Source organism: Yokenella regensburgei, assembly GCF_003634235.1.
Lineage (GTDB): Bacteria > Pseudomonadota > Gammaproteobacteria > Enterobacterales > Enterobacteriaceae > Yokenella > Yokenella regensburgei.
Map to the genome: position 1 here is coordinate 1,628,774 of NZ_RBIZ01000003.1, position 13,461 is coordinate 1,642,234.

At 52.8% G+C, this 13,461-nt stretch carries 13 protein-coding genes; 6 read left to right on the forward strand and 7 right to left on the reverse strand.

What is annotated here, in order from left to right; translation table 11 throughout:
- Positions 1–6 precede the first annotated feature (6 nt).
- From C7387_RS07925 to C7387_RS07935, 3 genes are read right to left on the reverse strand one after another with little or no spacing between them, the layout of a single operon-like run.
- Positions 7–1,050 carry an NAD(P)-dependent alcohol dehydrogenase gene (locus C7387_RS07925; protein WP_120816439.1) on the reverse strand — a complete coding sequence of 348 codons (1,044 nt, stop codon included), beginning with the start codon at positions 1,048–1,050 and terminating at the stop codon, positions 7–9.
- Between the two features lie 17 nt (positions 1,051–1,067).
- Positions 1,068–2,447 (reverse strand): MFS transporter, encoded by a 1,380-nt coding sequence (locus tag C7387_RS07930; RefSeq protein ID WP_120816440.1) that lies wholly within the window; start codon positions 2,445–2,447, stop codon positions 1,068–1,070.
- Between the two features lie 24 nt (positions 2,448–2,471).
- Positions 2,472–3,548, reverse strand: a complete 1,077-nt coding sequence (locus tag C7387_RS07935) for a zinc-binding dehydrogenase (RefSeq protein WP_120816441.1) — start codon at positions 3,546–3,548, stop codon at positions 2,472–2,474.
- Positions 3,549–3,828: 280 nt separating this feature from the next.
- Here C7387_RS07935 and chiD point away from each other — a divergent pair, with 280 nt between their 5' ends.
- Positions 3,829–5,082, forward strand: coding sequence for a chitinase ChiD (gene chiD / locus C7387_RS07940; RefSeq protein WP_120816442.1), 1,254 nt, complete (start codon positions 3,829–3,831; stop codon positions 5,080–5,082).
- Between the two features lie 41 nt (positions 5,083–5,123).
- Here chiD and C7387_RS07945 read toward each other — a convergent pair whose 3' ends face one another.
- Together C7387_RS07945 and msrB are read right to left on the reverse strand one after the other, a co-directional pair.
- Entirely contained in the window at positions 5,124–5,402 is a 279-nt protein-coding gene (locus C7387_RS07945) for a YeaC family protein (protein WP_006819575.1), read from the reverse strand.
- Between the two features lie 40 nt (positions 5,403–5,442).
- Positions 5,443–5,856 (reverse strand): peptide-methionine (R)-S-oxide reductase MsrB, encoded by a 414-nt coding sequence (gene msrB, locus C7387_RS07950; RefSeq protein ID WP_112471414.1) that lies wholly within the window; start codon positions 5,854–5,856, stop codon positions 5,443–5,445.
- Between the two features lie 343 nt (positions 5,857–6,199).
- Here msrB and gapA point away from each other — a divergent pair, with 343 nt between their 5' ends.
- Complete coding sequence (gene gapA / locus C7387_RS07955) at positions 6,200–7,195, forward strand: glyceraldehyde-3-phosphate dehydrogenase (RefSeq protein ID WP_006819573.1); 996 nt, start codon at positions 6,200–6,202, stop codon at positions 7,193–7,195.
- Positions 7,196–7,266: 71 nt separating this feature from the next.
- Positions 7,267–8,148, forward strand: coding sequence for a D-hexose-6-phosphate mutarotase (locus tag C7387_RS07960; protein WP_006819572.1), 882 nt, complete (start codon positions 7,267–7,269; stop codon positions 8,146–8,148).
- 47 nt (positions 8,149–8,195) lie between these two features.
- Here the strand turns inward: C7387_RS07960 and C7387_RS07965 are convergent, their stop codons facing one another.
- Positions 8,196–8,942, reverse strand: coding sequence for a MipA/OmpV family protein (locus C7387_RS07965; RefSeq protein WP_120816443.1), 747 nt, complete (start codon positions 8,940–8,942; stop codon positions 8,196–8,198).
- A gap of 440 nt (positions 8,943–9,382) precedes the next feature.
- Here C7387_RS07965 and yeaG point away from each other — a divergent pair, with 440 nt between their 5' ends.
- The 3 genes from yeaG to C7387_RS07980 all read left to right on the forward strand — a co-directional run bounded on the left by yeaG (position 9,383) and on the right by C7387_RS07980 (position 13,352).
- Positions 9,383–11,317, forward strand: coding sequence for a protein kinase YeaG (gene yeaG, locus C7387_RS07970; protein WP_006819569.1), 1,935 nt, complete (start codon positions 9,383–9,385; stop codon positions 11,315–11,317).
- 127 nt (positions 11,318–11,444) lie between these two features.
- Positions 11,445–12,722: a YeaH/YhbH family protein gene (locus C7387_RS07975; RefSeq protein WP_006819568.1), complete on the forward strand. Its 1,278-nt coding sequence runs from the start codon at positions 11,445–11,447 to the stop codon at positions 12,720–12,722.
- A gap of 93 nt (positions 12,723–12,815) precedes the next feature.
- Positions 12,816–13,352 carry a YbaK/prolyl-tRNA synthetase associated domain-containing protein gene (locus tag C7387_RS07980; protein WP_112471415.1) on the forward strand — a complete coding sequence of 179 codons (537 nt, stop codon included), beginning with the start codon at positions 12,816–12,818 and terminating at the stop codon, positions 13,350–13,352.
- Here the strand turns inward: C7387_RS07980 and yoaI are convergent.
- The gene (yoaI, locus tag C7387_RS23255) at positions 13,349–13,456 is read right to left on the reverse strand and encodes a small membrane protein YoaI (RefSeq protein WP_272953340.1); all 108 of its coding nucleotides are present in this window, start codon (positions 13,454–13,456) and stop codon (positions 13,349–13,351) included. The two genes, C7387_RS07980 and yoaI, sit on opposite strands and share 4 nt — an antisense overlap.
- Positions 13,457–13,461: the final 5 nt, after the last annotated feature.

The following is a 13,461-nucleotide window of genomic DNA, read 5'->3' on the forward strand; positions in this document are numbered from 1 at the left end:
TTTCAATTAACCAACAATTTTAATAACGCCTTTAATAATGTCGCGTTTGTTATTTACTGACTCATCAAATGCGCGTTGCACTTCTTCGTAATCGTAAATATGCGTGACCATCGACTTCACATCGAATCGACCCGAGGAGATGGCCTCAATAGTAACCGGGTAGCGATTGGCGTAGCGGAAAACGGTCTGAATTGACACTTCGCGATTAATTTTGAGGAAATTAATCGCCGAATCTCCCGGCACGGTACCTACAATCATAATTTTGCCGCCACGCATCACCAGGTACGGCGCCTGTTTTACGGTGACAGCAGATCCTGCCGTTTCGAAGACAATATCAGCCCCCATCTCACCAGAGAACTGCAGACAACTCTCCTGAGTATCTTCTGTTGCGCCGTTGATAACGGTAGTTGCCCCAAGTTTCTCTGCCATGGCCAGGCGCTTTTCCAGCACATCCACAACGGCAATCTCGGTGGCTCCCAGACACTGGCACGCCTGCAGCGTCATCAGGCCAATACAGCCCGCTCCCAGGATGACGATTTTCTTACCCGGTTTTACTTCCGCGAGCATAGCGGCATGCATCCCAACGGCCGCAGGTTCGACCAACGCACCTTCCATGGTGTCCATGTTGTCCGGTAGCTTGTAAGTAAAGCTCTCCGGGTGGCACAGGTAGTGGGTTAATGCACCGCGGTAATTCGGCTGCGTCGCCATAAAATCAACATCCGGGCAGATGTTGTATTTCCCCTCCAGGCAGTACCGACAGTGGCCGCAAGGTACGCCAGGCTCGATATTCACTCTGTCACCCGCTTTGAACTTCGTCACCAGGCGCCCTGTCGCTACGACCGTCCCCGCACATTCATGCCCCAGGCCTATCTCCTGGTCAGGATCTTTCGGTGGAATAAACGGCCCGGACTCGAAGCCGTGAACATCAGAACCACAGATACCAACATATTCGACTTTAATTAATACTTCATGATCCTGCGGCACCGGAATATCAGCAGCGATGATATTCATGGTCCCCGGCGTTTTTAATATCGCTTTTGAGTTTTTCATTCTCTTTTCCATCAATATTATTTAGTGATTGCGGTATCAATACTTAAACTCTCGACTGAAACTCCTTTTGTTTCTATGCCGATAGTCGCGATCGCGACGGCGACAATTATCGAAACCACACCTAACAGGATGAACACGCCGGTTACGCCGTAGCTGTTAAGTAACACGGCGACGGCATAGGGAGCGGCAATACCGCTAATTCGGCCTACCGCGTTTGCCAGCCCTGAGCCCCGAAGTTTCGCTTCTGTCGGCCAGATCTCCGGCACATACACCGCCGAGGCATAGCAAACGTACATGTAAACGAAAGTAATAAGGAAAAAGCCAATCAGAGTAATAAGCAGCATGCTGGTCTGCAGTGAGTAGATATATCCCAGTACAGCAATGAGTATTAATAAACCAACCCCCATTGTTTTTCGCTGAATTTTATCCATCACCAGCATCGCAATAAATATGCCAAACGGTGCACCAAACATACTCATGGTGTTTAAGACGATGGAGTCTTTCAGGTTTATTCCCTGAGTCATAAAGATGGTCGGCAACCAGTTAATTAAGGTGTATTGCACCACATTCATGGCAATCAGCACGCAGGAACCCAAAATGACGCGCTTCAATAAAACCCCGGTGAGTAAGGCGGAATATGGAACGCTGCGCGGCGGCGTTTTGTCCTCTTCAGCCACCACAGGTGGTAGCGGTTTGCCGGTCTGGCGCATTACGCCCTCTTCGATAGCCCGCATGACCTTTTCAGCTTCCTGGTAACGCCCACGAGACTCCAGCCAACGTGGAGACTCCGGGAACCAGCGCCAGGCGAAGACAGTGGCAATGAGGGACAGTACGGCCGGGATCAGCAATTGCACGCGCCAGTTCCAGTCCGCGCTGAGTAACGGCGTTAATCCCATCGCAATCAGCGAGCACAGCGGATACGACCAGTTACCGATAAACGACACCCGACTCGACCAGGTTCCCCGATTTCTGCCCGGAACATACTCCGTAAATCCGGCAAAAAGGGTCACCAGTAGGGCCCCCAGGCCAACTCCCATCACAAACCGGCAGGCGATAAGGAAGGTCATATCCGGCGAGAATGCCCCAACGACCATGGCGGCGATGTGGATCCCCTCAAAAAGGATAAAAGCGTTTCGTCGCCCGGTAATATCGCCAATAATGCCGCCGACCAGGGCACCAAGAAACATCCCTGCGGTGGTTAACGCCGAGAAGGTGGCGGTCGCCGAATTATCTGCCCAACCCAGATCTTTAAGCTGCGCAAGAATTAACCCACCAACGGCGTTACTCCAGCAGACAAGTAATCCAAAGGCGACAATGGCAAACATTGATGAATGCCAGCGGCAATCCGGCAGACGATCCAGCCGGGCGCCACAGTGCGGTTTTGTTATCTGTTCCATGCTAACCACCCTGAGTGTCGAGGCTTACTCATCGAAGTCGTAGGTCATAATGACTTTGATAGCGCTTTTATCGGCCATGGCGTCAAAACCTTCCCGCCACTGCGACAAGCCAATACGGTGGGTAATCATCGGCTTCACGGTAATCGCACCGCTAGCGAGCAGGCGAATCGCATTGCGCCATGAGGTTGCGTCGTAGGCCATATGGCCAATAATGCTTTTGTTCCATGCGGTAATATCATTGATTGAGAAATCAAGTGGTTTGAAGCCCATCCCCACTCGCACCACTTCACCGTTCGGGCGCAACATCTCGATAGACTGTTTGAGTGCAATGTTGGCTCCTGAGCATTCGATAACCAGACCCAGATTGTCTTTGCCGCAGATCTCCTGGCAGCGCGCGACAACATCCTCGGTGGATCCGTTGATAACCGCGGTTGCACCCAGCGCTTTGGCTATCGGGAAACGCACCCGAACATCTTCCTCCAGGCCAACCATCACAATATTCACAGCGCCCATGATGCGGGCCATCTGGACGCTAAACAGTCCCAACGGTCCTGTACCAATCACAACCACATCCTGACCTGGTAAAAATTTGGATTGCTGCGCGATAGATTTGTAGGCGTTACAGATAGGATCCAGAACGGCGGCCTCTTCATAGTCGATACCTTCCGGGATCTCCCATAGCGCATGGCGATGAATATTAAGGATTTCGCCAGGAACCAGACAATACTTCGAGAACCCACCGCCCCAGGTGTTATTATCCAACCCCAGATTCACTTTTTCTGTACAACACAGAAAATCGCCCTGCTCACAAGCGGGACAAACGCCACAAACATGCCCCGTGTTATCGGACACCACTCGTTGACCAACGGTCCAGTGTTTGACCTTTTCCCCGACCTGGACGATACGCCCGGCAAACTCATGACCACGAATTGAGTTAAACTGGTCGGAACCGTTATCTACCTCGTAGTGCTTCATGTCCGCACCGCAGATAGCTGCGGCTTTCACTTCAATCACTACATCCTCCGGGCCACAAACCGGTACCGGAACGTCAATCAGTTTGTAGCCACCAAAGGCCTTACCAAATCTCGCCAGTGCTTTCATTACGACTTCCTGTGTGTAGTTTTGCATCAATGGCGCTCATCATTATCCATACTATTTTTGAGGTCAACACAAAATCTTTAAAACACAGATTTTAGATCTTCTTTTCACAACGCAGATCACAATTAGCGTGTTTTGGCTGGATCCGATGTTGTTGGCTTTAACGAAGACGCCGTGAACACCTTCGCAGTTTTCCTCTGCTGAAGGTGCTAGCTTCATCTGGTTGTTATTTCGCCACGTTATAACCGTGGCCTGTTTTTATTCATGTCAAAGAGGAAAAAGAATGAAACTATTGCCAGTTGTGGCAGCTTTACCCCTGCTCTGCGCTTCCGGCGCGTTCGCAACATCTCTTATGTCAGTCGGTTATTTCAACGGTGGTGGCGACGTCACGGCCGGGCCGGGTGGCGATATCAATAAGCTCGACGTTCGTCAGATAACCCATCTCAACTACTCTTTTGGCCTTATCTACAACGACGAAGCCGGGGAGACGAACTCCGCGCTTAAAGATCCGGCAAAACGGCATCAGATCTGGCTGTCGCCGAAGGTGATGGACGATCTGCAAAAGATCCCGGCACTGCGTAAGCAAAACCCGAATCTGAAAGTGCTGCTATCGGTGGGGGGCTGGGGCGCTCGCGGCTTCTCCGGTGCGGCGGATAACAAAGAGAGCCGCGCGGTCTTTATCCGCTCGGTGCAGGAAATCATCAATCGTTACGGTCTGGACGGTATCGATCTCGACTGGGAGTATCCGGTAAACGGCGCCTGGGGTCTGGTGGATAAACAACCGGCAGACCGCGATAACTTTACCGCGCTGCTGAAAGAGCTGCGCCAGGCGCTGGGAGCGAAAAAACTGGTGACCATCGCCGTGGGGGCAAATGCGGAAAGTCCGAAAAGCTGGGTGGATGTGAAAGCGATCGCCCCGCTGCTGAACTATATCAACCTGATGACCTACGACATGGCCTACGGGACGCAGTACTTCAACTCCAACCTGTATGACTCCACCCACTGGCCGACGGTAGCGCCAGCGGATAAGTACAGCACCGACTTCGTGGTGAATAACTACCTCGCCGCCGGGCTTAAGCCTTCGCAGATGAACCTGGGTATCGGTTTTTATGGCCGGGTTCCGAAACGCGCCGTGGAACCGGGCATTGACTGGAGCAAATCGGATGCGCAAAACAACCCGGTGACGAAGCCCTACTTTGGCCCGGCTGAAAAAGCGCTGTTCACTTCCCTTGGCTACGACCTCGATAAAGATACCTACGTGAAGTACAACGATATCGTCAGCAAATTGCTGAACGATCCGCACAAACGCTTTACCGAGCACTGGGACGACCAGGCGAAGGTGCCGTGGCTGTCGGTGAAATCAGCCAGCGGCGAGCCGCTGTTTGCCCTCTCATACGAAAACCCGCGCTCGGTGGATCTCAAAGCACAGTACATCAAGGAGAAGGGATTAGCCGGGGCGATGTTCTGGGAATATGGTGCCGACGATCATAACCAGCTGGCAAAGCAGCTCGCGACGTCGCTTGGGATTAAACACTAACGACGAGTATCAGCCCCTCTCCCACAGGAGAGGGGTATACGTCACTGCATTTTAAGCGTTGCGATAGGCTTCGGCACGATGCCGAAATCCTCTTTCAGCTGTTGCTTACTCTTCATCACCATCTGACCCTGGGTGTCGATAGTCATGTGCTGTGCGTCGCTGTTGTTGCGCGCCTGCCACAGCATCACCAGCTGTAAACTGTTCTCTTTCTGGGCGGGCGTCAGCGCCACGCCGTCCGGCCATTTACCCAGTTCAACCGCTGTCACCAGCCGCTGATACACTTCCGGCGTCATGCCATTTATCATTTCATCAACATTCATCACAGCCCACTCCGGTGGAATAATTTGCTGAATCGTTTTTTCAACCTTTGGTTTGCTCACCGTTCTGGTCGTCGGTGAAGCTCATTGAGGCAGAGTTAACGCAGTAACGCTCGCCGGTAGGCTGCGGACCATCGGGGAATACATGCCCCAGATGCGCATCACAATTGCCGCAGCGAATTTCTGTGCGCTGCATCCCGTGCGAGTAGTCATTGAGATAGCGGATAGCCTCTTCGCTCACCGGCTCGTAGAAGCTGGGCCAGCCGCAGCCTGAGTCGTACTTGCTCTGCGCATTGAACAGCGGCGCATCGCACACCAGACAGTGGTATACCCCGTCGCGTTTGTTGTGCAGCAGACGGCCGGTAAACGGCGGTTCAGTCCCGTGCTTTTGCGTCACGTAGAACTGCATTTCGGTGAGATTTTTTTGCAGTTCTTCAGGGTTATTTTGCTTTGTCATGCCTTCGCATCTCGCTGTAAAAAACCGACATTCTCTGCGGTCGATTCTAACAAATAATTAACACCGGGGCGTAGACTTTTGTTCTAAACTTACTCGTTGCGAATACGCAGTCGGTCATTTGTGATTTAACTCACGTTTTTATCCAAATTGCTCTTTAAAATTCCGTGCGCAGCCCCCATATGCTTGCAAGCCCATAGGAAGAGTGAGGCGAGTCAGTCGGACAAAGGTTGTCCATTAGGATTGATTTGTCGCAATGATTGACACGATTCCGCTTGACGCTGCGTAAGGTTTTTGTAATTTTACAGGCAACCTTTTATTCACTAACAAATAGCTGGTGGAATATATGACTATCAAAGTAGGTATCAACGGTTTTGGCCGTATCGGTCGCATTGTTTTCCGTGCTGCTCAGGAACGTTCTGACATCGAGATCGTTGCAATCAACGACCTGTTAGACGCTGACTACATGGCATACATGCTGAAATATGACTCCACTCACGGCCGTTTCAACGGTACCGTTGAAGTGAAAGACGGTCATCTGATCGTAAACGGTAAAAAAATCCGTGTTACCGCTGAGCGCGATCCGGCTAACCTGAAGTGGAACGAAGCGGGCGTTGACATCGTTGCTGAAGCAACTGGTCTGTTCCTGACTGACGAAACCGCTCGTAAGCACATCACTGCTGGCGCGAAAAAAGTCGTTCTGACTGGCCCGTCCAAAGACGACACCCCGATGTTCGTTAAAGGTGCCAACTTTGAGAAATACGCTGGCCAGGACATCGTTTCCAACGCATCCTGCACCACCAACTGCCTGGCTCCGCTGGCTAAAGTTATCAACGACAACTTCGGCATCATCGAAGGTCTGATGACCACCGTTCACGCAACCACCGCAACTCAGAAAACCGTTGATGGCCCGTCTCACAAAGACTGGCGCGGCGGCCGCGGCGCAGCTCAGAACATCATCCCGTCCTCTACCGGTGCTGCTAAAGCAGTAGGTAAAGTACTGCCAGAACTGAACGGCAAACTGACCGGTATGGCGTTCCGCGTTCCAACTCCGAACGTATCCGTTGTTGACCTGACCGTTCGTCTGGAAAAAGCAGCGTCTTACGAAGAAATCAAGAAAGCTATCAAAGCCGCTTCTGAAGGCGCAATGAAAGGCGTTCTGGGTTACACCGAAGACGACGTTGTATCTACCGATTTCAACGGCGAAGTTTGCACTTCCGTATTCGATGCTAAAGCAGGTATCGCACTGAACGACAACTTCGTGAAACTGGTTTCCTGGTACGACAACGAAACTGGCTACTCCAACAAAGTTCTGGACCTGATCGCTCACATCTCCAAATAAGTTGAGATGAACGATTAAGACAAAAAGGCGACCTCGGTCGCCTTTTTTTATACCTGACGAAGGATTGCACCATGATTAACAAAATTTTTGCTCTCCCGGTTGTTGAACAGCTTACCCCTGTACTTTCCCGCCGCCAGCTCGACGAGCTGGAGCTGATTGTAGTTGATCATCCGCAGGTGAAAGCCTCGCTTGCCCTGCAGGGTGCTCACCTGCTCTCCTGGAAACCAGCCGGTGAAGAAGAAGTGCTGTGGCTTAGCAACAACACCGCGTTCAAAGATGGTGTGGCGATTCGCGGCGGTGTGCCTGTCTGCTGGCCATGGTTTGGTCCGGCGGCGCAACAGGGTCTGCCAGCGCACGGCTTTGCCCGCAACCTGCCATGGGTACTGAAAGCCCACAATGAAGACGAGAATGGCGTAGCGCTGACTTTTGAGCTGCAGACCACCGAGGCAAGCCGCAAACTGTGGCCACACGATTTCACCCTCTACGCCCGCTTCAAGCTGGGTAAAACGTGTGAAATTGAGCTCGAAGCGCACGGCGAGTTCGAAACCACCTCGGCCCTGCACACCTATTTCAACGTTGGCGACATTGCGTCCGTGAAAGTGAGCGGCCTGGGCTCCCGCTATATTGATAAAGTGAATAATGCCGAAGAAGGCAAACTGGCTGACGGCGTACAGACCTTCCCGGATCGTACCGACCGCGTATACCTTGATGCAGAAGGGTGCAGCGTGATCCACGATGGGGCACTAAAACGGGGCATCGAAGTCACCCATCACCATAACAGCGATGTGGTAGGCTGGAACCCGGGCCCGGCGCTGTCGGTGAGCATGGGCGATATGCCGGATGATGGTTATAAAACCTTCGTGTGCGTTGAGACGGCCTGCGTCAGCGTACCGCAGAAAGCCAGAGAAGAGAAAGCCTCACGCCTGGGTCAAACCATTCGCGTGAATAAATAACCGTAAACAGAAGCGACCAGCCGGAGTGCCCGGCTGGTATAGAACCATCAGAAGGTGTAGGTGATCCCGGTAGAAACCAGGCCGCTCCACGAAGTGGATACCATTGGGCTGTCGGTTACTTCACTGGTCAGACGGGTATAGCGCGCTGCGCCATAGATGCTCCAGTCACCCGCAAAGCGGTAGTTCGCAGACAGTTCCAGGTACGGCGACCAGCTGCTGTTCGGGTTATAGCGATCAAGGCCACTGCGGCGCGATTCGTCGCCAGAAATCCCGTAGTAGTAGTCATTCTGGTTTTCACTGCTCCACTCGATACCAATACCCGGCGTCAGGGTGAATGCGCCGTTGGTGTAGCGATAAAGCCACGCGGTATCCCAGGTGATGCCGTTGCTGTTGCCGAGCGTGTCACCGGCAAGCGTGGTACGCAGGAAGCCATATGGCGTGTTGTGGACGTAAGAGAGCCCCGCCATCATGGTGGATTTACGGCGATCGAGCTGGCGCAGCTGATTGTTATCGCTGTCACCCGGCTTAAAGTACATGGGTGACCAGTAAGCGGTAATCGACAGCTTGTCAGACTGGTCGTTCCACAGATAGTAACCACCGCCAAAACCACGGAACCAGAAATCATCGCTTTCGTAGCTGATGACCGGAACCGGATAAACATCGGCACTGTACTGCTTATAAGGACTTTCGAAAACCGCTACCCCGGCACCCAGGGTAAATTTCCCCTCTGCATGCGCTGCGGTGGCTGACGTCGCGATGAGCACACCCAGTGCTAATAACTTAAATTTATTCACAATCCATTATCCCGTTATCTGTTACAAGCGGCAGAAGTGTAACGCCCTGACACTCGTACCTCAAATTCTTTACCCGTCATTACATTATTTAACTTCTTAAAATCTCAGTTTCAAATGACATCCTGCTGACAGTTCAATGACTGCTGGATGAATGCAGGTGCTATCGCACAAATTGTCATGAACTATTTTTGGATGAGTTATTGATATGTCATTGAAATTAGTTTTTTGCAGCATGCAAGTTTCGCAATTGCCATCTACGCTTAAATTCAGAAGGTGTAATCGCCGGGCACGTTATCTCTGGTTTGAGCACAACCTGGCACATGGGTTGCTGGTTGTGACCAGGGCGAACGACAGCACAGCGCCGTGTACCCCTTCCGGGAGCCTACATTATTCATAGAACGGCTCTTAACATGTGCTAAAAAACGAAAGGACGGCATGCCATGAATATATTCGATCACTATCGCCAGCGTTATGAAGCTGCCAAGGACGAAGAGTTCACACTGCAGGAGTTTCTTACCATTTGTCGGCAAGATCGCAGTGCCTATGCCAACGCGGCAGAGCGTCTATTGACCGCAATTGGTGATCCAGTGATGGTCGATACCGCCACCGAGCCACGGCTGTCCCGTCTCTTTTCGAACCGGGTGGTCGCACGCTACCCGGCGTTTGAAGAATTCTATGGCATGGAAGATGCCATCGAACAGATTGTTTCTTACCTCAAGCATGCTGCACAGGGTCTTGAAGAGAAGAAACAGATCCTTTATCTGCTGGGTCCGGTAGGTGGCGGTAAGTCATCGCTGGCTGAACGCCTGAAATCGCTGATGCAGCTCGTGCCGATTTATGTTCTGAGCGCCAACGGCGAGCGCAGCCCGGTGAATGACCACCCGCTGTGCCTGTTTAACCCGCAGGAAGATGCGCAGATCCTCGATAAGGAATTTGGCATCCCCCACCGCTACCTCGGCACCATTATGTCTCCGTGGGCGGCGAAGCGCCTGCATGATTTTGGCGGCGACATTACCAAATTCCGCGTCGTGAAGGTGTGGCCATCGATTCTTGAACAGATTGCCATCGCCAAAACCGAGCCCGGTGATGAGAACAACCAGGATATCTCTGCGCTGGTCGGTAAGGTTGATATCCGTAAACTGGAGCACTATGCGCAGAACGACCCGGATGCCTACGGCTATTCCGGCGCCCTGTGCCGCTCTAACCAGGGGATCATGGAGTTCGTCGAGATGTTTAAAGCGCCAATTAAGGTGCTGCATCCGCTGCTGACCGCAACCCAGGAAGGCAACTACAACGGGACCGAGGGGATCTCTGCCCTGCCGTTCAACGGGATCATTCTTGCTCACTCGAACGAATCTGAGTGGGTCACCTTCCGTAACAACAAAAACAACGAGGCCTTCCTCGACCGTGTTTATATCGTCAAGGTGCCGTACTGCCTGCGTATCTCGGAAGAGATCAAAATCTACGAGAAACTGCTTAACCACAGTGAGCTGACCCATGCTCCGTGCGCCCCGGGGACGCTGGAAACGCTGTCGCGTTTCTCCATCCTCTCGCGCCTGAAAGAGCCGGAAAACTCGAGCATCTACTCGAAAATGCGCGTCTATGACGGTGAGAGCCTGAAAGATACCGACCCGAAAGCCAAATCGTACCAGGAGTACCGTGATTATGCGGGCGTCGATGAGGGCATGAACGGTCTGTCCACGCGTTTCGCCTTTAAAATCCTCTCCCGCGTGTTCAACTTTGACCACGCCGAAGTGGCGGCAAACCCGGTGCACCTGTTCTATGTGCTGGAGCAGCAAATCGAGCGTGAGCAGTTCCCGCAGGAGCAGGCGGAACGTTATCTTGAGTTCCTGAAAGGCTATCTGATCCCGAAATACGCCGAGTTCATCGGCAAAGAGATCCAGACCGCTTACCTGGAATCCTACTCCGAGTACGGGCAGAACATTTTCGATCGTTATGTCACCTACGCGGATTTCTGGATCCAGGATCAGGAGTATCGCGATCCGGATACCGGACAACTGTTCGATCGCGAATCGTTGAATGCTGAACTGGAGAAAATTGAGAAGCCGGCCGGGATCAGTAACCCGAAAGACTTCCGTAACGAAATCGTCAACTTCGTGCTGCGCGCCAGAGCGCATAACAGCGGCCGTAACCCGAACTGGACCAGCTACGAAAAACTGCGCACGGTCATTGAGAAGAAAATGTTCTCCAATACCGAAGAGCTGTTGCCGGTGATTTCATTCAATGCCAAAACCTCAACCGATGAGCAGAAAAAGCACGACGACTTTGTCGACAGGATGATGGAGAAAGGTTACACCCGCAAACAGGTGCGCCTGCTGTGCGAATGGTATCTCCGCGTGCGTAAATCATCATAACCGTAGCGCCCGGCGGCATAACACCGCCGGGCCTACAGCAGCAACGAGCCTGTAGGCCGGATTCGCGGAGCGCCATCCGGCATAACTGTGCAGCGTAAGGTTGGCAAATGCAGTACGGGAGGGGCATATGACCTGGTTCATAGACCGGCGCCTGAACGGTAAAAATAAAAGCGCGGTAAACCGCCAGCGCTTTCTGCGTCGCTACAAAGCGCAGATAAAACAGTCGATCTCTGAGGCCATTAACAAGCGCTCGGTGACCGACATCGACAGCGGCGAGTCCGTTTCTATTCCGACGGACGACATCAGCGAACCGATGTTTCATCAGGGGCGTGGCGGGCTGCGCCATCGCGTTCATCCCGGCAACGACCATTTTGTACAAAACGACCGTATCGAACGCCCTCAGGGAGGCGGCGGTGGCGGCGGGAGTGGACAAGGCCAGGCCAGCGCCGATGGCGAAGGTCAGGATGAGTTCGTCTTTCAGATATCCAAAGACGAGTATCTGGATCTGCTGTTTGAGGATTTGGCGTTACCTAATCTTCGCAAGAACCAGCACCGTCAGCTCAACGAGTTTAAAACTCACCGTGCGGGATTCACCGCCAACGGTGTTCCGGCCAACATCAGCGTAGTACGTTCGCTGCAGAATTCGCTCGCCCGCCGTACCGCGATGACTGCCGGTAAACGCCGTGCACTGCATGAGCTGGAAGCCAGTCTTGAGATCGTCAGTCAAAGTGAACCGGCGCAACTGCTGGAAGAGGAGCGTCTGCGTAAAGAGATTGCTGAGCTGCGCGCCAAAATCGAGCGAGTGCCATTTATTGACACCTTCGATCTGCGTTACAAGAACTACGAAAAACGGCCAGAGCCCTCCAGCCAGGCGGTGATGTTCTGCCTGATGGACGTCTCCGGCTCAATGGATCAGGCCACCAAAGACATGGCGAAACGCTTTTATATCCTGCTGTATCTCTTCCTCAGCAGAACCTATAAGAACGTAGAAGTGGTCTATATCCGCCACCACACTCAGGCGAAAGAAGTCGATGAACATGAGTTCTTCTATTCGCAGGAAACCGGTGGGACCATCGTCTCCAGCGCCCTGAAGCTGATGGACGAGGTAGTGAAAGAACGCTACGACCCGGCGCAGTGGAATATCTACGCCGCCCAGGCGTCTGATGGTGACAACTGGGCCGATGATTCACCGCTGTGTCATGAAATTCTGGCGAAGAAACTGCTGCCGGTTGTGCGGTACTACAGCTATATCGAAATCACCCGCCGGGCGCACCAGACCCTGTGGCGGGAGTATGAACACCTGCAGGCAACATTTGACAACTTTGCCATGCAGCATATCCGCGATCAGGACGATATCTACCCGGTATTCCGCGAGCTGTTCCACAAGCAGGGTGCAGAAAAATAACACCTTCATCGCTGCCTTTCCCCAGGGCAGCGATGTTGTTCCCACCGCTTTCCTGCAGTAGAGTAACGGCGACTATCTTCCCACCGTCATTCAATGACCGTTCGTTATCCCTACGAGGAGGAACACGTGTCCGAAATTACAGACCGCAATATTCATGAGCAACTCGTCGCCCTGCTGGAACAGGAAGGCGCACGCTTTCGCGTGGTTGAACATGAAGCGGTAGGAAAATGTGAAGCCGTTTCTGAAATTCGCGGTACCGCACTGGGTCAGGGCGCGAAAGCACTGGTCTGCAAAGTGAAGGGAAACGGTGTGAGCCAGCATGTGCTGGCCATTCTGGCAGGAGATTTACAGGCAGATCTGGGCAAGCTCGCGAAACAGGAAGGCGGATTACGCGCGTCGCTGGCAAGCCCGGTAGAAGTGGATACCCTCACCGCCTGCGTGTTTGGCGCCATCCCCCCGTTCAGCTTTCACCCACAGCTGAAGCTGGTTGCCGATCCCCTGCTCTTCAGCCGCTTTGATGAAATAGCTTTCAACGCCGGGCTGCTGGAGAAATCGGTTATCATGAACACCGCCGACTACCTGCGTATCGCAAAGCCGGAACTGGTCGAGTTTCACCGCGTGGACAGCTAACCGTCCATTCTCTCCAGAACAAGAACCGACATGACGAGGATCATCACAATGCCCAGAAACACGGCCGTGATGGTCACCGTTTCTACCCACATTGTATCGTTCATGTCAC